The sequence below is a fragment of the Blautia sp. MSK18_10 genome, assembly GCF_020553185.1.
Lineage (GTDB): Bacteria > Bacillota > Clostridia > Lachnospirales > Lachnospiraceae > Blautia_A > Blautia_A wexlerae.
In genome coordinates this window covers 86,564-111,420 of sequence record NZ_JAJCGT010000002.1, presented here as the reverse complement: position 1 = coordinate 111,420, position 24,857 = coordinate 86,564, and the positions used below count along the sequence as shown (strand labels likewise).

Annotated in this window: 20 protein-coding genes and 1 other annotated feature; of the genes, 6 read left to right on the top strand and 14 right to left on the bottom strand. The window is 43.0% G+C overall.

From position 1 onward, the window contains the following. Positions 1 to 2: 2 nt before the first annotated feature. Both LI074_RS01635 and LI074_RS01630 read right to left on the bottom strand, forming a co-directional pair. Positions 3 to 1,820 carry an ABC-F family ATP-binding cassette domain-containing protein gene (locus LI074_RS01635; protein ID WP_118521114.1) on the bottom strand — a complete coding sequence of 606 codons (1,818 nt, stop codon included), beginning with the start codon at positions 1,818 to 1,820 and terminating at the stop codon, positions 3 to 5. Between the two features lie 210 nt (positions 1,821 to 2,030). Beyond that, positions 2,031 to 2,843, bottom strand: a complete 813-nt coding sequence (locus LI074_RS01630; RefSeq protein WP_008704704.1) for a hypothetical protein — start codon at positions 2,841 to 2,843, stop codon at positions 2,031 to 2,033. A 248-nt stretch (positions 2,844 to 3,091) separates the two neighbouring features. Here LI074_RS01630 and LI074_RS01625 point away from each other — a divergent pair, with 248 nt between their 5' ends. Continuing rightward, on the top strand, positions 3,092 to 3,814 hold the full coding sequence (locus tag LI074_RS01625) for a LytR/AlgR family response regulator transcription factor (RefSeq protein WP_173697734.1): 723 nt from the start codon (positions 3,092 to 3,094) through the stop codon (positions 3,812 to 3,814). A gap of 44 nt (positions 3,815 to 3,858) precedes the next feature. Here the strand turns inward: LI074_RS01625 and LI074_RS01620 are convergent, their stop codons facing one another. The 7 genes from LI074_RS01620 to pta all read right to left on the bottom strand — a co-directional run bounded on the left by LI074_RS01620 (position 3,859) and on the right by pta (position 13,038). Further along, the gene (locus tag LI074_RS01620) at positions 3,859 to 5,763 is read right to left on the bottom strand and encodes a sensor histidine kinase (RefSeq protein WP_173697733.1); all 1,905 of its coding nucleotides are present in this window, start codon (positions 5,761 to 5,763) and stop codon (positions 3,859 to 3,861) included. A 52-nt stretch (positions 5,764 to 5,815) separates the two neighbouring features. Beyond that, entirely contained in the window at positions 5,816 to 8,041 is a 2,226-nt protein-coding gene (locus tag LI074_RS01615) for a hypothetical protein (RefSeq protein ID WP_173697732.1), read from the bottom strand. 137 nt (positions 8,042 to 8,178) lie between these two features. After that, a complete protein-coding gene (locus tag LI074_RS01610) occupies positions 8,179 to 9,531 on the bottom strand; it encodes an MATE family efflux transporter (protein ID WP_022380589.1) in 1,353 nt (450 codons plus the stop codon). 85 nt (positions 9,532 to 9,616) lie between these two features. Then, complete coding sequence (gene rpmF, locus LI074_RS01605) at positions 9,617 to 9,799, bottom strand: 50S ribosomal protein L32 (protein ID WP_008704709.1); 183 nt, start codon at positions 9,797 to 9,799, stop codon at positions 9,617 to 9,619. Between the two features lie 4 nt (positions 9,800 to 9,803). Then, on the bottom strand, positions 9,804 to 10,331 hold the full coding sequence (locus LI074_RS01600; RefSeq protein ID WP_120062487.1) for a YceD family protein: 528 nt from the start codon (positions 10,329 to 10,331) through the stop codon (positions 9,804 to 9,806). 274 nt (positions 10,332 to 10,605) lie between these two features. Then, positions 10,606 to 11,796, bottom strand: a complete 1,191-nt coding sequence (locus tag LI074_RS01595; protein WP_008704712.1) for an acetate/propionate family kinase — start codon at positions 11,794 to 11,796, stop codon at positions 10,606 to 10,608. 231 nt (positions 11,797 to 12,027) lie between these two features. Continuing rightward, positions 12,028 to 13,038: a phosphate acetyltransferase gene (pta, locus tag LI074_RS01590; protein ID WP_019161337.1), complete on the bottom strand. Its 1,011-nt coding sequence runs from the start codon at positions 13,036 to 13,038 to the stop codon at positions 12,028 to 12,030. A gap of 210 nt (positions 13,039 to 13,248) precedes the next feature. On the opposite strand from pta, the gene LI074_RS01585 reads away from it, so the two are divergent. Beyond that, the gene (locus LI074_RS01585; protein ID WP_173697731.1) at positions 13,249 to 14,616 is read left to right on the top strand and encodes a tRNA(Met) cytidine acetate ligase; all 1,368 of its coding nucleotides are present in this window, start codon (positions 13,249 to 13,251) and stop codon (positions 14,614 to 14,616) included. 80 nt (positions 14,617 to 14,696) lie between these two features. After that, positions 14,697 to 15,485 carry a hypothetical protein gene (locus tag LI074_RS01580; protein WP_025576926.1) on the top strand — a complete coding sequence of 263 codons (789 nt, stop codon included), beginning with the start codon at positions 14,697 to 14,699 and terminating at the stop codon, positions 15,483 to 15,485. Positions 15,486 to 15,494: 9 nt separating this feature from the next. Here the strand turns inward: LI074_RS01580 and LI074_RS01575 are convergent, their stop codons facing one another. Next, positions 15,495 to 15,908: a potassium channel family protein gene (locus LI074_RS01575; RefSeq protein ID WP_008704717.1), complete on the bottom strand. Its 414-nt coding sequence runs from the start codon at positions 15,906 to 15,908 to the stop codon at positions 15,495 to 15,497. Between the two features lie 94 nt (positions 15,909 to 16,002). On the opposite strand from LI074_RS01575, the gene LI074_RS01570 reads away from it, so the two are divergent. After that, positions 16,003 to 16,539, top strand: a complete 537-nt coding sequence (locus tag LI074_RS01570; protein ID WP_173697730.1) for an HdeD family acid-resistance protein — start codon at positions 16,003 to 16,005, stop codon at positions 16,537 to 16,539. Between the two features lie 18 nt (positions 16,540 to 16,557). Next, positions 16,558 to 17,832 (top strand): chloride channel protein, encoded by a 1,275-nt coding sequence (locus LI074_RS01565; protein WP_173697729.1) that lies wholly within the window; start codon positions 16,558 to 16,560, stop codon positions 17,830 to 17,832. 119 nt (positions 17,833 to 17,951) lie between these two features. On the opposite strand, the gene LI074_RS01560 is transcribed toward LI074_RS01565, so the two are convergent. The 3 genes from LI074_RS01560 to LI074_RS01550 all read right to left on the bottom strand — a co-directional run bounded on the left by LI074_RS01560 (position 17,952) and on the right by LI074_RS01550 (position 20,874). Beyond that, on the bottom strand, positions 17,952 to 18,746 hold the full coding sequence (locus LI074_RS01560; protein WP_022380585.1) for an ABC transporter ATP-binding protein: 795 nt from the start codon (positions 18,744 to 18,746) through the stop codon (positions 17,952 to 17,954). Positions 18,747 to 18,749: 3 nt separating this feature from the next. After that, positions 18,750 to 19,676 (bottom strand): ABC transporter permease, encoded by a 927-nt coding sequence (locus LI074_RS01555; protein ID WP_008704724.1) that lies wholly within the window; start codon positions 19,674 to 19,676, stop codon positions 18,750 to 18,752. Positions 19,677 to 19,851: 175 nt separating this feature from the next. Then, positions 19,852 to 20,874, bottom strand: a complete 1,023-nt coding sequence (locus LI074_RS01550) for an ABC transporter substrate-binding protein (protein WP_008704725.1) — start codon at positions 20,872 to 20,874, stop codon at positions 19,852 to 19,854. Between the two features lie 245 nt (positions 20,875 to 21,119). Beyond that, positions 21,120 to 21,371, bottom strand: a binding site (T-box leader). A 615-nt stretch (positions 21,372 to 21,986) separates the two neighbouring features. Here LI074_RS01550 and LI074_RS01545 point away from each other — a divergent pair. Then, complete coding sequence (locus tag LI074_RS01545) at positions 21,987 to 23,078, top strand: pyridoxal phosphate-dependent aminotransferase (RefSeq protein WP_173697728.1); 1,092 nt, start codon at positions 21,987 to 21,989, stop codon at positions 23,076 to 23,078. A gap of 362 nt (positions 23,079 to 23,440) precedes the next feature. Here the strand turns inward: LI074_RS01545 and LI074_RS01540 are convergent, their stop codons facing one another. Continuing rightward, entirely contained in the window at positions 23,441 to 24,805 is a 1,365-nt protein-coding gene (locus LI074_RS01540; RefSeq protein WP_008704727.1) for a PFL family protein, read from the bottom strand. Positions 24,806 to 24,857: the final 52 nt, after the last annotated feature.

Here is a 24,857-nt window from a genome sequence, read left to right as displayed (position 1 = left end):
AATCACTTTTCACTTTTTTGTGCCTCGATTCGCTCCGCCAGATCATTCAGATAAACCCACCTGTCCATCTTCTCATCCAGATCTGCCTGTGCCTTCTCCTTCTGCTCCATGATCTCACGAAGCTTCACAGAATTGGTGGCATTGGCCTCCATATCCTTATCCAGCTTCTCCAGCAGTTCCTCCAGCGCTGCAATATCATCATCGATAGTTTCAAATTCCCTCTGCTCTTTATAGGTAAATTTCAGCTTCTGGGGACGATTCTGCTTCCAGTCTGCCTGAGCCGACTTCTTCTTTTCCGCACCAACTGCAGTGCTCTGTCCTTCAGATACTGCCCCGCCTTTTCTCGCCAGCGCCTCTGTATAATCCGTATATCCGCCCTCATACTGGGTCAGATGTCCATTCCCCTCAAAAGCAAAAATCCTGTCCACAATATTATCCAGAAAATACCTGTCATGAGACACTGCGATCACAATCCCTGCAAAAGAATCCAGATAATCCTCCAGAATGGTCAGTGTAGGAATATCCAGATCATTACTTGGCTCATCCAGAAGAAGCACATTCGGCGCCTCCATCAGAACCTTCAGCAGATACAGACGCCTCTTCTCACCACCTGACAATTTGGCAATGGGTGCATACTGCATGGCAGAATCAAAGAGAAACCTCTCCAGCATCATTGTTGCGGAAATCTTCCCGTCTCTGGTCGGAATATACTCTGCCACGTCGCGAATATAATCGATCACACGTTGATTGGTATCCATATCCGGCACTTCCTGTGCAAAATACCCTATGCGGATGGTTTCTCCAATTTCCACTTCTCCTGCATCCGGCTGTACCATCCCATCAATAATCTTGATGAGTGTTGACTTTCCGCACCCATTAGGACCAATAATCCCAAGACGCTGATTGCGCAGCACAATATAATTAAAATCATCCAGGATCTTCTTCTCACCAAAACTCTTGCTGATATGGTGAAGTTCGATCGTCTTCTTTCCCATACGTGTCTCAACAGAATCCAGCTCCACATTCGCATCACGCACCGGAGCCTTTCCATTCTTCAGTGCCTCCAGGCGTTCCAGACGTGCCCGCTGCTTGGTACTTCTGGCTCTGCATCCACGCTTTGCCCACTCCAGTTCCATGCGGAGTACGCTCTGTCTCTTCCTCTCACTGGCAAGCTCCATCTCCTCACGCTCTGCCTTCAGTTCCAGAAACTTCGAGTAATTAGCCTCATAAGCATAAAGGCCGCCATGGGAAATCTCCAGAATCTTATTAGTAACCCTGTCGAGGAAATATCTGTCATGAGTAACCATGATCACAACGCCCTTAAAACTTCTCAGAAAGTCTTCCAGCCAGGTCACCATCTCATTATCCAGATGGTTGGTAGGCTCGTCCAGAAGCAGCACATCACAGGGATTCACCAGAGTCCTTGCCAGTGCCACCCTTTTCTTCTGTCCCCCGGATAAATGATCGATCTTCTCCTCATGGTCTGTAATTCCCAGCTTATTCAGAACATTCCTTGCCTCGCTCTCAGTACTCCAGTCCTTCTGCCACTTTCCTTCTGCCACATAATCCAGGACAGAAGCTCCCTGCGGAAACTCCGGCATCTGCGGAAGATACGTGATTCTCAGGCCATTTTGAGTGATCACCTGCCCCTCATCCGGCTCCTCCAGACCGCCGATGATCTTCAGAATCGTAGACTTCCCGGTCCCATTAATCCCGATGATCCCAATCTTATCTCCCTGATGCACCCCGTAGGAAACATCATCCAGCACCACCTTCTCACCAAACACCTTGGAAACATGCTCTATATTCAGAATATTCATAAATTCAAACCTCTCTCGTAATTTTCGCTTCCTGTCTGTTTCTGCTCATCTGTAACACTTCCACAAAAACTATAGAATTCGCTCCTCATTATACCATCTTCCCAGCCATTCTAAAACCCCCGGCACAGAAAAAACACTCCCCTCCGAATAAATCTATCCGAAGAGGAGTATCCTCAAAATCACATATTTTTGTTCCTGAAAAAGAATTGCTTAGTTCATCTCAGTTCCATTCTCAACTGCATACTTCAGTCCCTGAACGGCAACCGCCAGCGTAGCTTCCTCTACAGTAGCGCTTCCAAGATCACCCATATCCAGTGTCAGTGTATCATCATCATTCACTGCCACGCCAAAAGTAAGTGCCATCTCAGAAACTTCATCAGTAATCGTCACAGTACCATTCTCTTCATCAAAAGTACCTTCGCCAACAAAGCTTACATAGTTATCATCCTGATCGATCACAAGTACTGAGCAGAAAGTTCCATCCTCATTAGCTGCATAAATAAAAGTCTCACCTGCTTCTGTCTCACCGGAATAACATTCTGTCAGGATATCACCCATATCCTGATAAGTCTGATTGTAATCCGACTCATCACCGTCTGCCTCATAAGGCTCCAGGGTTGCAGTCAGGTCCAGACTGTCCGGATCATAAAGTTCCAGAAGATTCTCTTCCTCATTTGCCTGCACCAGATAAGTTACCATATTTTCATCATCATACGTGCCGTCGTCATTTGCGAACTGCATTACCAGAGCTGTATATTCTCCGTCTGAACTCAGGGCATATACACCAAGAACATCCTGCTCTTCATCCTTCCACTGACCAAAAAACGAATTATCTTTGTAGAATCCGTAGATATCTCCTGCGCTGTCCTTCCAGAGTCCTAACATTGCCTCTGATACATCCGCGACATCTCCGTCATCTGCTGCTTCTTCTGTAGTCTCCTCTGCTGCCCATACCGGAACAACCATAGAGCTTACCATTGCAGCAGCACAAAGACCTGCCATTATTTTTTTCCAGTTTTTCATATTTTTTTACCATCCTTTCTTAAAATGTGTGTACATATTTCTAAACTGAATTTCTATGTTCTTACTATAAAAAATTTCAGTCTTATTTTCAAGATACATGGGATTAAATGACATTTTTCATGAAATATGGAAAAATGAATAAATACTTATGGTATTACTTGCTTTCAGTAAGGAATCCGTACTTGAATAACTCATGAAAATACGCTAAAATACAAATTATGTTTAAGTTAATTTAGGAGGTACTCCTTTTGAATATTGCAATCCTTGACGATTCAAAGGAAGATCTGCGTCAGGTAAAATCTGTCATTTCTTCTTATTATGAATCCCAGAATACATCCGCAGACATCCATTTGTATTCCAGCGCAGAAGCTTTTTTTACTAAATACATACCCGGATTTTACGACCTGATCATTATGGATATTTATATGGGCAGTATGACCGGTATGGATGCAGCCAGAAAGCTCCGCGAAGCCAGGGATACAACTGCTCTGATTTTTATTTCAAGCAGTGATTCCTTTGCTGTGGAAAGCTATGATGTACAGGCATCCTACTATCTGCTGAAGCCCTTTGACCCGGAGAAGCTTTGCCGGATTCTCTCAACAATCCAGTTCAGACAGTCACAGAACTCCAGATATATAGAACTGATCTCTGACCGTACCCCTGTAAAGATCCCTGTCAGGAGCATCCTGTACGTGGATACCTACCGCAATGCAGTTCAGGTACATACCACAGATGCAGGCATTATACGCTCCTACATAACCTTCCAGAAATTCGAAGAGCTTCTGGAGGGAACGAAATGTTTTCTCTCCTGTTACAGAGGCTGTATCGTAAATATGGATCACATCGAGAAATCCACAGATGAAGGCTTTGTTATGGACAATCAGGAGCTTGTTACTGTACGCAAGCGTGGCTCCAACGCAATAAAAAAAGCATATCTGGAATACTTATTCTCTTCAGACTCTGATAAATAAGTATTTCCGATATGCCTCTTCCCCTCCGGGCAGTAACTATTTATTTACTGTACTGTTTTCACCGGCAGAAAGATATTTACTTTAAAAATACCCTCTTCTGTATTAAAAACTACATATCCGCCCATTCGTTGTACCACTTCTGCTACAGACGCTGTTCCGATTCCAAAGCCTTCATGCTTTGTTGAATAAAAAACTTTTTCTCTTCGCTGGATTTCATTGGAATATGGATTTGAAATCTCTATCAGAAGCTTCCTGTTCTTAACCTTTGTAAGCATCTTTACATAAGGCTTATTTTCCGGTAGCAGATCTTTTACTGCATCTACGGCATTTTCCAGAAGATTTCCATATATTTTGCACAGATCTGTATCTGAAATGCCAATATTCTGTGGCAGCATCATATCACATTCAAAAGGAATCCCTTTCTTCCTCAGTTCTCCTGCATAAAAATGGATCACTGCATCTACGGCCATGTTTCTGCAATAACAGATTAGCTTTTCCTCTTCTGTTATAACGGATGCATACTCCTGCAGATATTCCATCATCTCCTGATATTTTCCCTGCTGGGTGTAAGACATGATGGTGCGCAGATGGTGTCTCATATCATGGCGCATCCTGCTGATCTCATCCATCTTTTCTGTAAGTTCCTCATAATTCTGTTTCTGTATCTGCAGTTTCTGTTCCATCTGACGGCTGTATTCTCCATAGGTAAGCTGAAATCTGTAAGCATTGGCAAGCTCCATCCACAGAGTCAGTCCCACACTGGCTACAAGCACTGCTGCACCAATTTCCATAAACCACCCGCCAATGATCGGCTCATATAATCTCCATATCCGGTCTGCTGCCAGAGACGCTGCATAAACAACAATTCCCACTAAAAGTACATTACTGTACTTCTGTTTTATCTCCTTTACACTTCTGAAAAGCAGATAACCGGCTGCTGCCCACTTCAAAATCTCTGTAAGCTTAGAGATCAGATACAGCCCTGTTGCAGACTGGGCTCTGCTGCACAGCATTTCTGCCACAAAAACCATCACTCCGGCTGCTGCGGCCACACCTGCAAGAATTTCCGGAATCCTTTCCTCACCTCCCAGGATCTTCTGTTGTACCAGCATAACACCGGCAAACATCAGATAATAGAACAATGCCTCCATTCCATAACAAGGCTGTACTTTTACTGCAACAAAGGAATGCAGGATCGGATAAGAACCATATCCCAGCACACAGATACAAAGCAGGGCAAAAAGTCCAAACTCCACTTTTTTAGTTCGCATATACATATACACTGAAAAAATCAGGACAAAAAATGTAAAAGCCATAAATACCACAGCAATCATAAGTGACAACCCGCGGATAATATTCACTTTAAAAGGAGAAGCCAAAACCGGCACATACTGAATTCCCGATGACACCGAATGTTTGTCTGTCACTGCGATCACAATCTCTGCAGTTCCTTTTCCCTCAAAGGTAAATACCCTGTTCTGAATCTGCTCCTGGTAATTGTCCGGATCCGGATTTCCCATCTGCCCCATCAATTCCCCATTAATATACAGCTTGTAAGCAGAAAAAATCTCTGTCAGGCCAATAGCATATTGTTTTTCTTTTTCAGGAAGCACCAGGGTCATCCGATAGGTACCACTTCCAAAAGGAGATTTATTTTTGTCGCCCAGGTCCATTCCACCGTACTCGCCAATGGAAACATAACGGCTGTAGTAGTCCTCCTTCTGTTCCTTTATTTCCTGCGGTGTCAGCAATACATCCGGATAATATTCCCATTCCCTGGCAAGATAATGCACAGAATCATCATCAGGCACATAGAGGATTCCCTGAATGGCCTGGTCCCCCCTGGCCGTATATTTGTTATCAAAGCGGTAAAACAGAAAGAATATGCCCATAGTCAATGCAAATACAGCTACTATAAGTAGTAATGAATATTTCCAGTTCTTCTTCATTGCTGACACCTCCTTCTGTTTTCAGGTGCTTTGTTTGCCTTTCCACTGTCGCTTATCTGCGTTTTTTACGAATTGCAAAAATAATGGCAGCCACCAGGATACATACTGCCGGTAATGTAAGTATTATCATCAGAAACTGTTTGGCGGAATTCTCTGTTTTCTGCTCTGTCTTTTGCTCCGTTTCCTCCTCTGGCATTGGCTCTTCTGTAAAACCTATATCTTCTCCGTCTGAAATAGCTTCCACGCTGTCCTCAACCGTCTGGTCCCCGATATTTTCCGACTCTCCATCTGTCAAAAAATAATCCCCTGTCTGGTTGATCTCCATACGGAGAACATTTTGTTTTTCCTGATAATTCACTGCATATTGATTTCCCTGCACATCCTCCGCTTTTACTGTTTCAGGTAACTGGATTCCGCCAAACACAGATGCCTGAAATTCCACCACTGTTCCAGGAATCTCTGTCACTTTCTCACCTCTGACAAAAATCCGCAGAGAAAATGCAGTTTCTGACGTTTTCTCGATTCCTATCTGGATTTCATCCTCTGCATTGATCTTCCATCCATTCACTGTATCCGGAGAAAATGTCACAGAGATTCCCTGTTTCTCAAACCTTGCACTTCCATTCTGTTGGATCATAAGAAGCATTCTCTTTCCACTGACTGCAGTAATGGTGTCGGTGCTTAACTCTGTCACGAAATTCTCTGTATCCGATATTTCAGCAGATTTTGCATCAGAAACTTTGTTACTGCTGCTATTCTGTCCGTCTGTATTATTGTCTGTTCCGTAAGAGTCACCATAATAATATCCGGCACTTCCCGTATTCAGATTCTCTTTCTTTTCTTCCTGTACTACTTCTGACGAAGCAGGTGCTTTCTGCACAATGTCAGGAAGATCTTTTTCCTCTCTGTCCGAAAAATTTCGCTCATGCCAGTATTCATTGACAATAAACGCATCATTATAGGAAAAAGAATAAATTCCTGTGCTCCCTTTCTCATAGACAGCACAGATCTGGTAGTTCTGTCCTTTCTTTAATATCTCTCTGTAATAAATCTGAATTCCATCAGAAGTCACTTCCACCAAGTCATCATCAATTTTCCGGTAATTTCCCTCATTCTCAGAGAGGTAAACCTGTATGTTCCGGCGTTCTTCTGCAGAAAATCCATCCAGCAGCATAGGAAATTCCAGCAGGTCTACCATCGGCATGCTGTAGGTATTAATCTGTGGTTCTCCTTTTTTCTGTACAGAAAGATATGCATATGCCTCTGGCAGCGTCAGGCTGTCAGATACTTCATATCCCTCTGGGATCACAAATGATCCGGTTACCTTGTACACGCCTTGTTTTTCCCTATTCACCCGGCTCAGATCCCAGGAAGATTCCAGAATCAGTTCCGGATTCTCGGCTGTATTTTCAAATGTTTCAGCAGTACTGACCCTCAGTCTGACATTCTCCTTCAATTCTTTCTCAATCTGCTTCAGGCTTCCCCCCGTTTTTACTGCATAGGCAGCACATCTGCTGAGATATTTCTCATCTCCGGTATCATAAGAACAGATGATTTTTCCAGGCTTCTGTGTATTTCCAAGCAGATTGTGCTGATAACCGTAAATTTTAAGACTGCCGTCTTTTTGGTATTGAAACCGCAGAGTATTGGTCTGCTTCTTTCCATTATCATAGGTTACCAGCAGGGAATAGGTATTACCCACAACCATACTCTGGTTAGATACATACAGCCCCTCCTCTTCACAGAGAGCAAAGCCCTCCTCAGTGAGGTTGATCCACTGTCCGCTTTCTTTCTTCAGATAAGCTTCCATGGAGTCAAAATTTTCCTGCTTCAACCAGGGAAATATATAGATTCCTGCCGCAGTCAGCCTGTAATATATATTAATATCCGGTTTGTCCGGGTACTGCACAGAAACAGTTGTCTGTACCTTCAGACTTTTACTCTCATCAAAAGCATACTCAGGCGGAAGCTTCAGTACACCTTTCATTGTGTAAACGCCTGCCAGTTTCATATTTACAGACGAAACATCCCAGAACACCGGAATATGCAGTGTATCTGTGTCTGTATAAACTGTATAGAAAACCCGAGACAGTTTCTCAGTAATCAGTTCGCTACTTTTATTTATTTCTACAGCTACTGCAGGAATATCATGAGGTACGATCACATCATTTACCCGGATCACCGCGCCCCATACTGTGGTATTTTTTTTCATTCCCCATATGCCAGTCAGGCACAGAGTTATCATTAAAATCAGAACTGTTATTTTCTGTTTTCTCATGCTTTTTTCATACTTTCATTTTACATTACTGCTCAATCCGTTATCTTTATTCTCAATTTCCTTTGTTCTTAGCTTACCTTATCTGGCGGATTTCGGCAACAGACATAGGATAAACTGCATTATTTCATGAAAAATGGTTAATTCTCCTTTTTCTTTCCTGGAAATTTCATAAAATAATATACAATAAACAATACTGCCGTAATGCTCCATGAAACCGGATAACTGAGCATGATCGTATTAATTCCCGGGTATATCTGGCCGGCTGTAAAAAGCCACAGGATTCTCAAAGAACACACACCGCCGCAGGTAAGAAGCATAGGCACAAGAACCTTCCCGGTCCCCCTCAGCGCTCCGGACAGGATTCCTATGATCACATAAATGAAATAGGACGGCAGTAAAAAACGACTCATATGAACACCATGGACAACCACTGCGCTGTCTGTGGTAAACAGACGATAAATCCAGGGAGCAAATGAATACATCAAAATGATCAGCACCGCAGAACTGGCCATACTCATGATCATGCAGACACTCACACTTTTCCGCATACGGTGATATTTACCGGCTCCGAAATTCTGTCCCACAAAGGTAGTAATGGAAATCGCAAATGCATTGATCACCATCCAGAAAAGAGCATCTATTTTCCCAAGAGTTCCCCATGCCGCCACTGTGTCAGTTCCCAGATTATTTACAAATACCTGTATCACAATATTGGAAATATTATACATTACAGATTCCAGACCTGCCGGAATACCGATTCTCAGAACTGAAAACAGCATTCTTCTGTCAAAACGGATCTGATTGATCTTCAGCACATATATCTCTCTGGTTTTCAGAAGCATTACTGTTACAATCAGCGCACTGATCACCTGAGAAGTAACTGTAGCAACAGCTACTCCTGTCACACCCATGCCAAACGCAACCACAAACAGCAGATCAAGAATAATGTTCAGCACACAGGTAATGATCAGAACATACAGTGGTCTTTTGGAGTCTCCTACTGCACGCAGGATGGCTGCTCCCATATTATAAACCAGGTTAAAAACCATTCCGCCAAAATAAATATGAAGATACACTGCAGAGTCCTCTACTACATCTGCAGGTGTCTTCATAAGTAGCAATGCAGGTCTGGTCAGAAAAATCCCCACTACAGTAAGAACAATTCCCGCTGCAATGGAGAATGCAAATGCTGTATGCAGTGCCTTACTCAGATTCTTCTTATCTTTTGCCCCATAAAACTGCGAGATCACAACTGCTGCCCCTGAAGAAAGCCCTACAAAAAAGCCAACGATCAGATTGGCGATCTGACTGGCAGAACCTCCAACTGCAGCAAGTGCCTGTTTTCCTACGAAACGACCTACAACAATAGTATCCGCCGTATTATAAATCTGCTGAAAAAATGTTCCAAATACAATAGGAAAGAAAAATAACAGCAGCTGTTTCCAGATCACACCTTCTGTGATCTGATTTACCTTCTCCTTCTCATTCATTACTTTTTCCTCATCCATAAAATAATACACAAAAAAGCAGGCATCCCAAACGGGAGAACCTGCCATACTTTGCAATCATTAAAAATTAGTCTTCAACTTTAATGATTTCCTTTTTGTTGTAGCTTCCGCAAGCTTTGCATACTCTGTGCGGCATCATCAGTTCGCCACATTTGCTGCATTTTACAAGGTTCGGAGCGCTCATTTTCCAGTTTGCTCTTCTCTTATCGCGTCTTGCTTTGGAAGATTTATTCTTCGGACAGATGGACATTATGTTACACCTCCTTAAATTTACTAAATATATCACTGATAGCTGCCATACGGGGATCCTTAGGTTCCTCGACGCATCCACAGGGACCGTCATTGAGGTTTTTCCCGCACTGGCTACAGATTCCTTTGCAGTCTTCTCTACATAAAACCTTCAAAGGCCAGCTCATCAGTACCTCAAGATAGACCAGCTGGTCCACATCCAGGTCCATACCTGTGAGATAAGAACTCTCGTCCAGATCATTCACACGTTCTTCATCCGTAAGCTTCATATCAAGTTTTCGCTCAATCTCCAAAGGAATCTCTGTTGAAACCTCTTCCAGACATCTGTCACAGGGAATACCTACGGTAATCTTACCTGTTCCTCTGATTTCAAGATTTCTGTCACCTGTATTCGTGATCGTAAGCTCTATGGGTTCTTTTGCAAGTACCGGAAAGCTTCCTGACTGAAAGGTGATCGTATCCATTCCAAACTCTGCAGTCTTCTGAATACACATTCCTTCACTGGATGAAATATCTGATAAATGTATCTGCATACTTTTCTCCTATCCACACTTGTTTTATTATACATACCGCCTCTGCTTTTGTCAACGATAAATTAGAAAAATTTCACATTTTGTCAAGTAATATTCCTTTACGAAGTATTTTATCATCCGGCGGCATTATTATCAGGTAATTTCCACATGCCTTACGGGCACAAAGAAGGGTGCTCCTGACAGATGCACCCTTCCCTTCTATATAAATATAACTTTTATCTAGTTATATTTCTCTCGTTTGGACACAAAACAGACACTTTATTATCTGTGAAAATTAAACCAGAGCTACTGTCTCTCTGCAGATTGCAAGTTCTTCGTTTGTAGGAATTACAGCAACTTTAACTTTGGAATCCGGTGTAGAGATAACGATCTCTTCTCCGCGAACTCCGTTAGCTTCTTTGTCAAGTGTAACTCCAAGGTATCCAAGATAGCTTACAACTTTCTCACGTACAGGAATAGCATTCTCGCCGATACCTGCTGTAAATACGATGGCATCTACACCGTTCATAGCTGCAACATATCCGCCAACGAATTTAGCGATACCATAGCAGAGAACATCGATTGCGTTAGCTGCATCTTCGTTTCCACTCTGAGCTGCATCGTTCAGGTCACGGAAGTCACTGGATAATCCGCCGGATAATCCAAGAAGACCGGATTTCTTATTGAGAACATTCATCATACCTGCGATGTCAAGGTTCTCTTTCTTAGCAATGAATTCCATGATAGCAGGATCAATGTTACCGGAACGTGTTCCCATAACAACACCTTCAAGTGGAGTAAGACCCATTGTTGTATCAACACACTCACCGTTTACAACAGCACTGATGGAAGAACCGTTTCCAAGGTGGCAGACGATAACTTTGGAATTATCTTTGTCAAGGCCAAGGAATTCAACAGCACGTTTGGAAACAAAGCTGTGGGATGTTCCGTGGAAACCATATCTTCTTACTTTGTAGTTCTTGTAATATTCGATCGGAAGACCATAGAGATATGCTTTTGCAGGCATTGTCTGATGGAAAGCTGTATCGAATACTGCTACCTGGGGTACACCCGGCATAAGCTCGGAGCATACACGGATACCGATCAGGTTTGCAGGGTTATGAAGTGGTGCAAGGTCATTGCATTCTTCTACTGCTGAGATTACTTCATCTGTGATCACTACAGATTTGGCAAATTTCTCACCACCATGTACAACACGATGTCCAACAGCATTTACTTCTTTCAGGCTTCCGATTGCGCCTGTTTTATCATTTGTGAGGGCATCCAGTACCATCTGGATTGCTTCTTTATGTGTAGGCATTGCAGCTTCTGTGATCTCTTTGTCACAGCCTGTTTTCTGATATACTAATCTTCCATCGATACCGATTCTCTCGCAGAGACCTTTTGCAAGAACTGCTTCTGAATCAGAGTTGATCAGCTGATATTTAAGGGATGAACTTCCACAGTTGATTACTAATACGTTCATTTTCATATTCTGCCGGCAGCAAATTTCGAATACTGTCCATAATCCTGACACAAGTCTTCGAATATTTCTGTCAGCTTTTCCTTTCATATTATAATATTATTCTCATCATTTCCAGGGAAATATGAGTAATGATATCAAAGGCATCAGAATCAGAAATATCTCCTCCGATGCCTTTAACATTATGTAGTCAATGAAATAATTCTCAGTCCGTTTTACGGTCTGACTGAAATCTTATTTGTTGTCGTCAGCCTGGCACTGTACTGCTGTGATAGCTACCACACCAACGATATCGTCTGCAGAGCATCCACGGGACAGGTCATTTACAGGTTTAGCGATACCCTGGGTTACAGGTCCGTAAGCTTCTGCTTTTGCAAGACGCTGTACAAGTTTGTATCCGATGTTACCTGCATCAAGGTCTGGGAATACAAGTACGTTAGCTTTACCTGCAACTTCGCTTCCAGGAGCTTTAGAAGCGCCTACGCTTGGAACGATAGCTGCATCAAGCTGGAATTCTCCGTCAAGTGCAAGTTCCGGATTCTGCTCTTTTGCGATCTTTGTAGCTTCTACTACTTTATCTACGTCAGCATGTTTTGCACTGCCTTTAGTGGAGTGTGAAAGCATTGCAACGATTGGTTTCTCCTGAACAAGAAGTTCGAAGGATTCTGCAGAAGATGCTGCGATTGCTGCAAGCTCTTCTGAAGTCGGGTTCTGGTTCAGACCGGAATCAGCAAATACAAATGCGCCGTTTGCGCCATATTCGCAGTTCGGAACTACCATTAAGAAGAATGCAGATACAAGTTTTGTACCTGGTTTTGTTTTCAGGATCTGAAGACATGGTCTTAATGTATCAGCTGTAGAGTGACATGCACCGGATACCATACCGTCTGCATCGCCCATTTTTACCATCATTACACCATAGTACAGATACTGGTTAAGAAGAATCTCTTTAGCCTGATCCGGTGTCATGCCTTTTTTCTGTCTTAATTCTACTAACTTGTCAATGTATCCCTGTGTTTTCTCTGATGTAGCAGGATCTACGATCTGTGCGCCGGAAATGTCATATCCGTCTTCAGCTGCACTCTTTTTAACAGCTTCTTCGTTACCAACAAGGATAACCTTTGCAATTCCTTCTTTTAAAATTTTCTCTGTAGCTGCCAGAGTTCTCTTATCTTCTGTCTCCGGAAGTACGATTGTTTTTACGTTTGCTTTTGCTCTCTCTTTGAGTGTGTCAATAAATCCCATGATTAAAATGGCTCCTTTCATATAGCAGTTCTGATATCCAATATCAATTTTCTATCAATTATCTGCGCTGTTTTCATTATAACTCCTGAAGCCTTGTATTTCAAGCATCTGAATGGTAGAATATGACATAAAAAAGTATTTTTTAAGATGCAATATGGTTAAAAAAAGAGAACTCTACAGAATTTCAGGAAGGAGCATCTGTGTAAATTTATGAAAACAGCAGGAATTATTGCAGAATATAATCCTTTTCACAAAGGACATGAATATCAGATCCGGTATACAAAAGAAAAGCTAAAAGCAGACTATGTTATCGTTGCCATGAGCGGAGATTATGTGCAGCGTGGCACCCCTGCTCTCATCTCCAAACATACACGTGCAGAAATGGCTCTGCGGTGCGGCGCTGACCTTGTGCTTGAAATGCCGGTATCCATCTCTACAGCAAGTGCGGAAGCCTTCGCAATGGGCGGTGTTTCCCTGTTAGACAGCCTTGGTGTTGTTGATATGCTCTGCTTTGGAAGTGAGTCAGGGGAGATCAGCGCACTGCGAGAACTGGCCGAGATTCTTGTAGAAGAACCTGAAGAATATAAAAAACTGCTGAAAAGCTTTTTAAGCGAAGGTCTGACTTTTCCCGCTGCCAGAAGCCAGGCACTGACAGAATATTTTAAGAATCCGCGCAACTTCAATGGTGACGATTTTGACGGAGTTCTTACTCCTCTGTTAAATGAAGTTACACAGATTCTGAATACACCGAATAATATTCTGGGAATCGAATACTGCAAGGCACTTCTCCGCCTGAACAGCCAAATCCGCCCTGTTACCATCCGCAGGGAAGGAATGGGGTATCATGAAACCGCTGTCCCTGAAGGTGATTCAGCAAGCTCCTCCCCTGATTTACAGTCATCTACTGATTTCTTTGCATCTGCAACTGCTATACGCAGTCTTATTCAGAATCCGGGAGGTGGCCATTCAGAGGCAATCTCAGACATAAATAATCCAGTCAGGAATCCGGATACCAAAACTGCCAATATATTATCATCCCAGATTCCACCAGATGCTTTTTACGTTTTCAAAAAGGCGCTGGACTCCGGTGAATTTCTCACAGAAAATTCTCTGGACTCTATCCTCTCCTACTGCCTTATGAAGGAGAATGTAGAAAGCCTTTCTTCCTATATGGATGTTTCCGAGGATCTCGCCCGGCGGATCATAAATCAGCAAAATCTTCTGTTGTCCTTTTCCCAGTCTGTATCTGTTTTAAAAACCAGAGAGCTGACTCAGACAAGGATACAGAGGGCATTGCTTCATATTATATTAAATATCCACACTGCACCGACACAGATTCCCTTTGCCAGGGTTCTTGGTTTCCGCAAAGAAAGCAGTGAACTGCTAAGCCGGATCAAGCAGCACAGCCGAATTCCTCTTATCACCAAGCTTGCGGACGCCCAAAATCTTTTGGACAGTGAAGGTAATCAGATTTTATCTGAAACTGTTTTTTCTTCCAATTTATATGAAAAACTCCTTTGTCTGAAAACCGGCAGAAAATTCTGCCACGAGTCCCAGAAACAGCTTATTATCCTATAATTCTTGTTGTTTGGATGCACTTATGTTAAAATACAAACAGTGAGGATAAGGATATAAAATAAGGAAGGAGGAAAAGAAAAATGAAAGCTAATTCAGGTTTGAAAAAGAACAGAACAAAGATTCAGATGGTACTTACCGCCTTGGTAATCTTATCTGTTGTACGTCAGTTTTTCCTGGGAAATTACCACAATATGTTTCTGGGAATCTTAACATTGATCCTTTTTATGGTTCCACAGTTTCTGGACAGGAAACTGAACGTCACAATACCACCGGGACTGGAAACAGTGATTCTGATCTTTATCTTTTCAGCAGAAATTCTTGGCGAAATCAATGCCTTTTATGTAAAAATCCCTATCTGGGATACCATTTTACATACTACTAACGGTTTTCTGATGGCTGCCATCGGATTTGCACTGATTGATCTTTTTAACCGCAGCGACAGGTTTTCCATTAAAATGTCACCGTATTTTGTAGCTTTTTTTGCATTCTGTTTTTCAATGACTGTTGGTGTTATGTGGGAATTCTTTGAATTCAGCATGGACTGGTTTTTTGGAATGGATATGCAGAAGGACTGGATCGTACCGGCCATCAACTCTGTGAAGCTGAATCCTACCGGTGCAAATGTTCCGATCCATGTAGATGTTCAGTCCCTGGCCGTTAACGGCGAGACCTGGAATCTGGGAGGCTATCTTGATATTGGTATTGTTGATACCATGAAAGATTTGATCGTAAACTTTATCGGCGCAGTCGTATTTTCTATCATCGGTATTCTGTATCTGCGAAACCGCGGAAAAGGAAAGCTGGCAGCTTCTCTGATCCCGCAGGTACGCAGCAAGCAGGAAGAAGAACTTTCTTCCAAAGATCAGTAAGATCCACAGCTACCGAAACTGGCGCACTTTTCTGGAAATATTCTCCAGCTCTTCTCTGGAAAGCTCAGGAAGTCTTTCCAGCTGATCCATAAACATGGCAAGTGTCTCTTTTCGCTGCAATTCCACCATCTGGGTGTAGAAATTAACCACTACCCCGGTGGCAATGGCAACTACAAAAAGCGAATAGATCGTCAGAAGAACGGAACACATTTTTCCAATAAAAGTAACCGCAACCACATCGCCAAATCCGGCAGTGGAGATCACCGCATAGCAATACCACAGTGCATCTCCGTATCGGTTAATGTCCGGTTCCACCAGCTGGATCACTGCTGCGATAGCAAAAATAAACACAATAAAACCAATGATAATTTTATCTGCGCGAGTCCGTTTTAACACACTGCCTAATACTTTAATTCTTTTCATGCACTTGTCCTCCAATGAAATAATATACTGCCTGAAATTAATTGAAGTATAGTATAAAACGGTTTCACTTGCAATATGAAAGGAGCTTAACAGTATGAAAGATAATAAAGCACTAAAATACCTCACTTTGATCACCGGAGTTTTAACATTGTTATTAGGAGTCTACACTCTTGTAAGACCAATGAGAACTTTTCTTGCAATCGGATGGATCCTGGGAATCCTTCTGTTTGTAAATGGTATTGAACTTGTAATCCTTTCTTTATCCAAAGAAAAGAAAGAAATCGGAGCATGTATTCTCGGTGTTCTGGAAGGACTTGCGGGTATTATCTTATTATTCAGCGGCATTCAGCGGTTCATCACAGACGTAATGGCTGCTTATCTGGTCGGTGCAATCATTCTGATTTATGGTATTTTCCAGATTGCCGGCGGCGCAAAGGTATATAAAACATCTAAAGGAAAAGGTATCCTGAGCATTGTGTGCGGTGTTTTATCCGTAATTGTCAGCATCATTTCATTTACCCATCCTGTACTTACCATGATCTCTGCAGGATATATGATCGCTTTTTCTGTTTTGATGCAGGGTATCAATATGATCGTACTTGGAATCAATTTCGGAAAGACCGAAAACTAACAAAAAGGTTATGACTGTATGAATAACACAAAAAGCCCCAAAAACGTATCTTTAAAAAATCAGCTTGAATTGTGGCTGTTCTGTGCACTCATTGGTGCTGTTGCCGGTGCACTGGTATGGATCCTGCTGAAAATAATGGCAGTCGGAACTGAATTTCTATGGAAATGGCTTCCCGGAAAAACCTCTGTTCCCTATTATACGATTCTTATCTGTGTAGCCGGTGCGGCAATTATCGGTATTTTCCGAAAAATATTCGGAGACTATCCCGAAGATCTGGAAACTGTTATGGGAAAAGTCAGAACAGAAAAAAGATACGAATACAAAAACATGCTTGTAATGATGGTGGCAGCACTGCTGCCATTACTCATAGGAAGCAGTGTAGGTCCCGAAGCCGGACTTACCGGTATTATCGTAGGTTTATGCTACTGGGCCGGAGACAATCTGAAGTTTGCCAAACAGAATACCAGAAATTATTCGCAGATTGGTGCCGCAGTCTCCATGAGTGTGCTGTTTCACGCACCTCTGTTCGGTATTTTCGAAGTAGAAGAAAACTCCGAGAAAGATCTTGAAGCCTTAACAAAGGGTTCCAAATTATTTATTTACGGAATCGCGCTGGCTGCAGGCACTGGTATTTATGCAGGTTTATCTGCACTTTTTGGTGCAGGGCTTTCCGGATTTCCATCCTTTGATATGGTGGAAATCCAGAGAAAAGACTATCTGCTTATGATTCTGTATATTTTGTGCGGTCTTATCCTGGCATACTTCTATCAGGCAACACACAAACTGACCGGAAATATTTCCAACAGATTCCCGGCAGTTGTCAGAGAAATTTTTGCAGGTTTATGTCTTGGAATCACAGGTTCATTCTTACCTGTACTTATGTTTTCCGGAGAAGAGCAGATGGGAACACTTATGAAAACCTATACCTCTTATCTGCCGCTGGCACTTATTGGCATTGCATTTTTTAAGCTCCTGCTGACAAATCTGTGTATTCAGTTCGGTTTAAAGGGAGGGCATTTCTTCCCTGTCATCTTTGCCGGAGTATGTATGGGATACGGCGTGGCAATGCTGACCTGCGGGCCAGACGGGGGACATGTGGTATTTGGAGCTGCAATCGTTACTGCGTCACTTCTGGGTGGAATTATGAAAAAGCCACTGGCAGTAACTATGCTTCTCTTCCTCTGCTTCCCGGTTAAAATGTTTATCTGGATTTTCATTGCAGCAGTGGTCGGAAGCAAGCTTATCACACTCAAACCAGAGCAGGAGCCTTCTGTAGATTACAGCAGGCAATAGAGTCGCTACCAGACAAAAAGAACCATTATATCAGAAAACATGGCTGTATGCTTCAGGCAACAACTATAACTTCTGTATATAATGGTTCTTTCATTTACAATTATATGTTATTTTTATAATTACTTTTCTCCGGAAAGAAGAATACGGTCATTATCCAGCATCTTACCGGCACCTGTCTTAAACTTCTCCAGAAGACCTTCCACTGTCAGGCCTTTCTTTTCTTCTTCATGGATATCCAGCACAATATCTCCGGAATCCATCATCAGAATACGATTTCCCAGATCAAGGGCCGACTGCATATTGTGGGTGATCATCAGACAGGTAAGCTGATGTTCCTCTACAATTCGTTTCGTAAGATTCAGTACCTTCTCTGCTGTGCCCGGGTCAAGGGCTGCTGTATGCTCATCCAGAAGCAGAAGCTTGGGCGGATTCATGGTTGCCATGAGAAGTGTCAGCGCCTGTCTCTGTCCGCCGGAAAGAAGTCCTACCGGCTGAGTCATACGCTTCTCAAGTCCGATATCCAAAAGCTTCAGTTCTTCATGGAATCGTTCTTTCTCCTGTCTGGACACATGGGAAAGCCATCCTCCTTTCCCTGCTGCAAGTGCCAGATTCTCTTCTATAGTCATTCCAGGTGCAGTTCCCCTCATAGGATCCTGATACAGGCGACCGATGGTCTTTGCACGTACATGCTGGGGCATAAAAGTAATGTCCTGTCCATCCAACATGATCACACCGGAATCTGTAAGAAAATCTCCACAGATCGCATTAAACAGAGTGGATTTACCAGCTCCATTGGAACCGATGATCGTTGCAAAATCGCCCTTCTCCAGATTCAGGGATAAATCTCTGATGGCCTGTTTCTCGTTTACCGTACCCGGATTAAAAGTCTTGGAAATATGTTCAATCTTCAGCATAAATCACTGTACTCCCTTCCTGTGAGTCATTCTTCTCTTAATCTGCGGCCACTGTTTTTTCAAATATGGACCTGAAATAGCCAGCACAACGATCACAGAAGATACCAGTTTCAGCATAAATGCCGGCATATTGAATCTCAGTGCGACGGTATATACCAGACGGAAAATAAAAGATCCAAGTACCATGCCAACAGCTCTCACGAAAATTCCACCTCTGCCAAGAATCGTACCACCGATCAGCAGGGAAGCCAGCGCGATGGTAACCATTCCCTGTCCGATATTGATATCTACAGATTTCTGTGACTGAGACAGAAGACATCCGGAAAGTGCTGTGAAGGAGTTGGCAACACAGAGACCTACAATCGTAGTAAATACCGGATTAATAGATGAGGATTTTACCATATCTGCATTATTTCCTGTTGCCCTGATTGCCAGGCCAAGTCTTGTCCTTAAGAAAAATACAAGGAAGACAATCACAATGGCTACTGCAATGAAAGCAACTACAATATCTCCTCTTCCTTTCAGCGGTGTACTTTTCAATGTTTCTTTCATCATGGAAAATACCGTCTCTGTTCTGTTCATATTGATCAGGGAGGAACCTCCCATCACTGCAATATTCACAGAATAAAGAGCCGTATTAACAATAATTCCTGCAAGAAGGCTGTCAACGCCCAGCTTTGTCTGAAGTATGGCTGTCACAAAGCCCGAGCATATACCTGCAGCCATAGCTGCAAAAATTGATAAAAAAGGATGTCCGCTGACTGCCACTGCTGCTCCCACTGCTGCTCCCAGTGTGAAACAGCCATCAGTGGAAAGGTCACAGACATTCAGCATGGAATAACTGAGAAACAGGGCAAGAACTGTCAATGAACAGATCAGGCCAAGTTTCAGTGCGGTCTCTCCAAGAGAGAGTATAGTCGCAATAGTCACGATGATTTCCTCCAATTTGTATTTATTTTATTACATTCAATGAACAGCAACAGAAAATATCTGCTGCTGTTCATTTTAATCCAGAAAATATATCAGTCTTTTCAACCGGCACAATGGATTCCGTAAACCCAGAACTTATTCTGAATTTATTCAAAATGCTGTCCGAATATCCTTATTATTTCTCTACATCATCAAAGCTCTCTGCTGTAACGATCTCATTTACCTGTGTGCATAACGGCTCGAAATCTTTTTTAACAGTTTCAAGATCAAGTCCAAGTCCCTCGCAGGTTTCTGTGTTTACTGTTGCAGTACCATTATCAAAAGTTTCAACAGATGTTGTTGCAGGATCTGCATCATTCATAAGGATGTCTGCGATCATATCTGCTGTCTTCTGTCCAAGGTTTGCATAATCAACACCATATCCGACAAATGCACCGTTTAGTGCAAAGGAGTCAGCTCCTGTATACTGTGGGATACCTGCATCAATGAATTTCTCATAGATAGAAAGCTCTGCTGTCATAATTGTGTTGTCAGTTGGTGTGAATACTGCATCTACGCCATCTGCCACCAGTGCATCTGCTGCAAGCTGTACCTCATCTGTTGTGGTACCTGTACGCTCTACATATTCGATGCCTTCTTTATCCAGATAATCCTTGGCTTCCTGGATGGCTGTTGTAGAAGAATCCTGTCCGATATCGTATAAAAGTCCGATTTTCTTTACATCCGGGTTCACTGCCTGGATCAGTTTCATGATGGATGCTGTATCCAGATAATCGCTTGTACCTGTAATGTTTGCTCCAGGTGCATCCAGATCCTCTACAAGACCGCTTCCTACAGGATCAGACACTGCGGAAAATACAACCGGTGTATCGGTTCCTTCTGTTGCGGACTGCATACGCATTGCTACAGGTGTTGCAATACCTACCATCAAATCTACATTATCAGCCTGAAAATCAGAAATGATCTGTTCCATAACATTGGCATCTGCATTACAGTTATCATAGGACACATCAAAATTTACGTCTTTTTCCTTGCCGATTTCTTCCAGACGGGACTGGATGTTGTCTACGATCTGATTCAAGGAAGCGTCATCTACATAATTGCAGATACCGATCTTGAAATCCTGTGCCATAACCGGTGATGCCATCATCATAGTTGCCATTGCTGTTGCTGCGATTGCTAATACTCTTTTTTTCATAGTCTTTTTTCCTCTCTCTACATCTTATTTAGCAGTTCATGGTTTTTTAACTGCCATAGTCTCAGGGATGTTTGCCAATCCCTTGTTACTGTCTGTGAGAAAGAACTCCCCGGATTCCTCTTTTTCCCGGATGTGTCAACTGCTGTGATACCCACCTGCCATCAGCAGATTTTCCTGCATTACAAGGGGGTGCCATATAACAGATTCTCTTTATATATAAAAAAATCCGCCACAAGCTATCTGTTGCTTGAGACGGTAATAAGAATCTTATTATCGCGGTACCACTCAAATTGACGAATTGTCCACTTTCTCATGTACAAACATACACTCCTGATTTATAACGGGTTCGGTTCCCGTCGGTGCCTACTCTCACACTTATCAAGATTTCGGGCCGCCCTCGAAAGGCCATTCAACAATCAGTTTCATACGGCTTCCCACCAATTGCCGTTCTCTGGAATGATTCTTGGTTGTTTACTCTTCTTTCTCATCGGTTTTGATGTGTTTACTTTACCACGCTAATGCAGATATGTCAAGAGGTTTATTTTTTATTTTTTTCCATTAATTTTTTCAAAAGGGACGCGAAGGAATGGGAAGGGATTTCGGGCTTAGTTTCGGAACCATGTAATTCTAAGGCATTTGGGAAGCTGCTAAAAGCATTCAAAAAAATCTCAAACTCGCTTCGCTCAGACAGTGAGATTTTTTTGAATAACGCAGCTTCCCAAATACCAAGAATTACTATGAACCCTCAAATGCGCCCGAAATCCCTTCCCATTCCTTCGCTGTATACTGGCGGATTAACATATATTTCCTTTTCGACAGCATGCTGAATTGCTTGCTTTCTGCACCACCGCAGGAGACTTATTTAATCGAATCAAGTAAATCCCCTGCGGTGGGTGCGAAAAGCAATAAGCAGTGAGTGGGGACTTGCCTTCTGTCAAATGCCTGCTGCAATGATATTGGGATCTGTATATTTCAGGATAGCAACATGTAAACAGTGATGTTTACAGAACGATATGATAAGTGTTAAAATAATGTTCAGAAAAGATCTGCAATCTGCTATGTGGTAATTTTAAGTTTAAATAGATTATTTATATAGAAATGAGGGATATTATATGTCAACAGCAAAAATGGTTTTTCATGGGAGTGATATTGAGAAAATATGTGAGGTCTATCAGCTTAAGCCGGAGGAAATTGTGAAGTTTGGGGCTAATGTAAATCCACTGGGGCTTTCCGAGCATGTAAAGGAACAACTTGCAGGACGGCTGGATATCCTGTCTTCTTATCCAGACAGAGATTATACTTCACTTCGCAGCACAATTTCAGAATATTGTAATATTCCTGCTGAATTCATCCTGCCGGGAAATGGTTCCAGCGAACTGATCGCACTGCTGATCCAGGAACGAAATCCAAAGCATACCCTTATCCTGGGTCCGACCTATTCAGAATACTCCAGGGAACTCTCCTTCTCCGGAAGCACTCAGGAATACTACCACCTGCGCGAAGAGGATAACTTTGTTCTCGATGTAGATGACTTTTGCCGGACTCTGGATGGAAAATACGATTTTCTCATCCTCTGCAACCCAAATAATCCTACCTCATCTGCAATTAGTATAAATGACCTGCGCAGAATCGTTTCCTTCTGCAATGAGCGGAACATTTTCGTGATGATCGACGAAACTTATGTAGAATTTGCCCCGGATATCAATGAGATCACTGCTGTCAGCCTTACCAGAGAATTCACGAACCTTATGATTCTGCGCGGCGTATCAAAATTCTACGCAGCCCCAGGTATGCGTCTTGGCTACGGAATCACCGGGAACCTGGAATTTCTCAAAAAAATGAAAGAAAAACAGGTACCATGGTCTCTCAACAGTCTGGGAGCTCTGGCCGGCGAGCTGATGCTCCAGGATAAAACCTACATCCGCCAGACCCGGGACCTCATTCTCTCAGAACGCACCCGCCTGCTCAAAGCACTGGAGAATATCTCCACTTACAAAACCTACCCAGCCTACGCCAACTTTCTCCTCCTGAAAATCCAGAAGCCCGGCCTGACCTCCCGGGACGTCTTCGACGCCTGCATCCGTCAGGGTCTCATGATCCGTGACTGCTCCTCCTTCGAATGCCTAGACGGCGAATACATCCGCTTCTGCATCATGCACCCCCAGGACAACACCCGACTTCTGCATATACTGGAATCCCTTTAAAGCAGGACATTTCTTTTATTTATAGTAATTCCATAAAATAATACAAACAATCCAGTCCATTATAGCTTAAAACCAGCTACCAGCGGGGCGGAAAATATTTTGTCTGGGGTGCATTTGCAGGAGTCTTAGATATTCTTAGTTTTCAGAAATCTGCGTTATGAGCTGGCTGCCTCACTGTCTGAGCGAAGTTTGCAACGGAGCGAGTTTGACAAGACGGCTCATGCTTTTAGCAGATTTATGGAAACTTAGAATATCTTAGGCTCCGAAACCGCACCCCAGACAAAATATTTTCCGCTCCGCGTCCCTCTTGAACATAAAAAGAGCCAGAAACTCCCCTTTTCCGAAGTTTCTGGCCTTTTTTATCAGTTTTTAAAGCTATGGATCGGTGCCGGAATCCTTCCGCCACGCTGCACAAACGCATCACAGGAGAACTGGTTCACCGGCATGATCGGTGCATAACCAAGCAGTCCACCGAACTCAACCACTTCGCCAACCCCCTTACCAATTACCGGGATCAGACGAACCGCCGTAGTCTTCTGGTTCACCATACCAATTGCAGACTCATCCGCAATAATACCTGCAATCGTAGAAGCCTTCGTATCTCCGGGAATTGCAATCATATCAAGACCTACAGAACATACACAAGTCATAGCTTCCAGCTTCTCAAGAGTCAGTGCCCCTGCATTCACCGCATCGATCATACCCTGATCCTCGCTGACCGGAATAAATGCACCACTCAAACCACCAACTGCTGTAGAAGCCATAACTCCACCCTTCTTAACCTGGTCATTTAACAGAGCAAGCGCTGCTGTTGTGCCCGGTGCACCTGCATGCTCCAGACCAATCTCCTCAAGGATCTCAGCAACACTGTCACCAATTGCAGGAGTAGGAGCCAGAGACAGATCCACGATACCAAACTTAACACCAAGACGTCTGGAAGCCTCCTGTGCTACCAGCTGACCAACACGTGTTACCTTGAAGGCAGTACGCTTGATCATCTCACAAAGAGTTTCAAAATCCTTACCTCTTACCTGTTCCAGCGCAGTCTTAACAACGCCAGGTCCGCTGACACCAACGTTAATGATAGTGTCTGCTTCTGTCACACCATGGAAAGCACCTGCCATAAACGGGTTATCATCCGGTGCATTACAGAATACAACCAGCTTCGCACATCCCAGGGAATCCTGATCTTTGGTAGCTTTCGCTGTTTCCAGAACGATCTCACCCATCAGCTTAACAGCATCCATATTGATACCTGTACGTGTAGATCCAACATTTACAGAACTGCAGACACGCTCTGTCTTCGCCATAGCCTGTGGGATAGATTCGATCAGAAGTCTCTCAGCAGGAGTCATTCCCTTGCTTACCAGTGCAGAATAACCGCCGATAAAGTTTACGCCTACCACCTTGGCAGCCTTATCCAGAGTTTCTGCAATAGTTACAAAATCTTCCTTTGTCTTACATGCAGCTCCGCCAATCAATGCGATCGGAGTTACGGAAATTCTTTTATTTACGATCGGAATTCCATATTCACCGGAAATAGCCTCACCTGTAGATACCAGATCCTTTGCACAGGTTGTGATCTTTTTATAGATTTTCTCATTTAAAACAGCAAGATCACTGTCAATACAGTCCAGAAGGCTGATACCCATAGTAATGGTACGCACATCCAGATTCTCCTGCTCGATCATTTTATTCGTTTCATTTACTTCAAAAATATTGATCATTTTGTTTTTCTCCCTTGTATGTTCTCTCAGCATTTTTCAGGCAATCTGATAC

What these genes read in the sequence shown, in the direction of transcription:
- LI074_RS01635 (WP_118521114.1), bottom strand. Translation starts at nt 1,820, where the DNA reads ATGAATATTCTGAATATAGAGCATGTTTCCAAGGTGTTTGGTGAGAAG.
- LI074_RS01630 (WP_008704704.1), bottom strand. Translation starts at nt 2,843, where the DNA reads ATGAAAAACTGGAAAAAAATAATGGCAGGTCTTTGTGCTGCTGCAATG.
- LI074_RS01620 (WP_173697733.1), bottom strand. Translation starts at nt 5,763, where the DNA reads ATGAAGAAGAACTGGAAATATTCATTACTACTTATAGTAGCTGTATTT.
- LI074_RS01615 (WP_173697732.1), bottom strand. Translation starts at nt 8,041, where the DNA reads ATGAGAAAACAGAAAATAACAGTTCTGATTTTAATGATAACTCTGTGC.
- LI074_RS01610 (WP_022380589.1), bottom strand. Translation starts at nt 9,531, where the DNA reads ATGAATGAGAAGGAGAAGGTAAATCAGATCACAGAAGGTGTGATCTGG.
- rpmF (WP_008704709.1), bottom strand. Translation starts at nt 9,799, where the DNA reads ATGTCCATCTGTCCGAAGAATAAATCTTCCAAAGCAAGACGCGATAAG.
- LI074_RS01600 (WP_120062487.1), bottom strand. Translation starts at nt 10,331, where the DNA reads ATGCAGATACATTTATCAGATATTTCATCCAGTGAAGGAATGTGTATT.
- LI074_RS01595 (WP_008704712.1), bottom strand. Translation starts at nt 11,796, where the DNA reads ATGAACGTATTAGTAATCAACTGTGGAAGTTCATCCCTTAAATATCAG.
- pta (WP_019161337.1), bottom strand. Translation starts at nt 13,038, where the DNA reads ATGGGATTTATTGACACACTCAAAGAGAGAGCAAAAGCAAACGTAAAA.
- LI074_RS01585 (WP_173697731.1), top strand. Translation starts at nt 13,249, where the DNA reads ATGAAAACAGCAGGAATTATTGCAGAATATAATCCTTTTCACAAAGGA.
- LI074_RS01580 (WP_025576926.1), top strand. Translation starts at nt 14,697, where the DNA reads ATGAAAGCTAATTCAGGTTTGAAAAAGAACAGAACAAAGATTCAGATG.
- LI074_RS01575 (WP_008704717.1), bottom strand. Translation starts at nt 15,908, where the DNA reads ATGAAAAGAATTAAAGTATTAGGCAGTGTGTTAAAACGGACTCGCGCA.
- LI074_RS01570 (WP_173697730.1), top strand. Translation starts at nt 16,003, where the DNA reads ATGAAAGATAATAAAGCACTAAAATACCTCACTTTGATCACCGGAGTT.
- LI074_RS01565 (WP_173697729.1), top strand. Translation starts at nt 16,558, where the DNA reads ATGAATAACACAAAAAGCCCCAAAAACGTATCTTTAAAAAATCAGCTT.
- LI074_RS01560 (WP_022380585.1), bottom strand. Translation starts at nt 18,746, where the DNA reads ATGCTGAAGATTGAACATATTTCCAAGACTTTTAATCCGGGTACGGTA.
- LI074_RS01550 (WP_008704725.1), bottom strand. Translation starts at nt 20,874, where the DNA reads ATGAAAAAAAGAGTATTAGCAATCGCAGCAACAGCAATGGCAACTATG.
- LI074_RS01545 (WP_173697728.1), top strand. Translation starts at nt 21,987, where the DNA reads ATGTCAACAGCAAAAATGGTTTTTCATGGGAGTGATATTGAGAAAATA.
- LI074_RS01540 (WP_008704727.1), bottom strand. Translation starts at nt 24,805, where the DNA reads ATGATCAATATTTTTGAAGTAAATGAAACGAATAAAATGATCGAGCAG.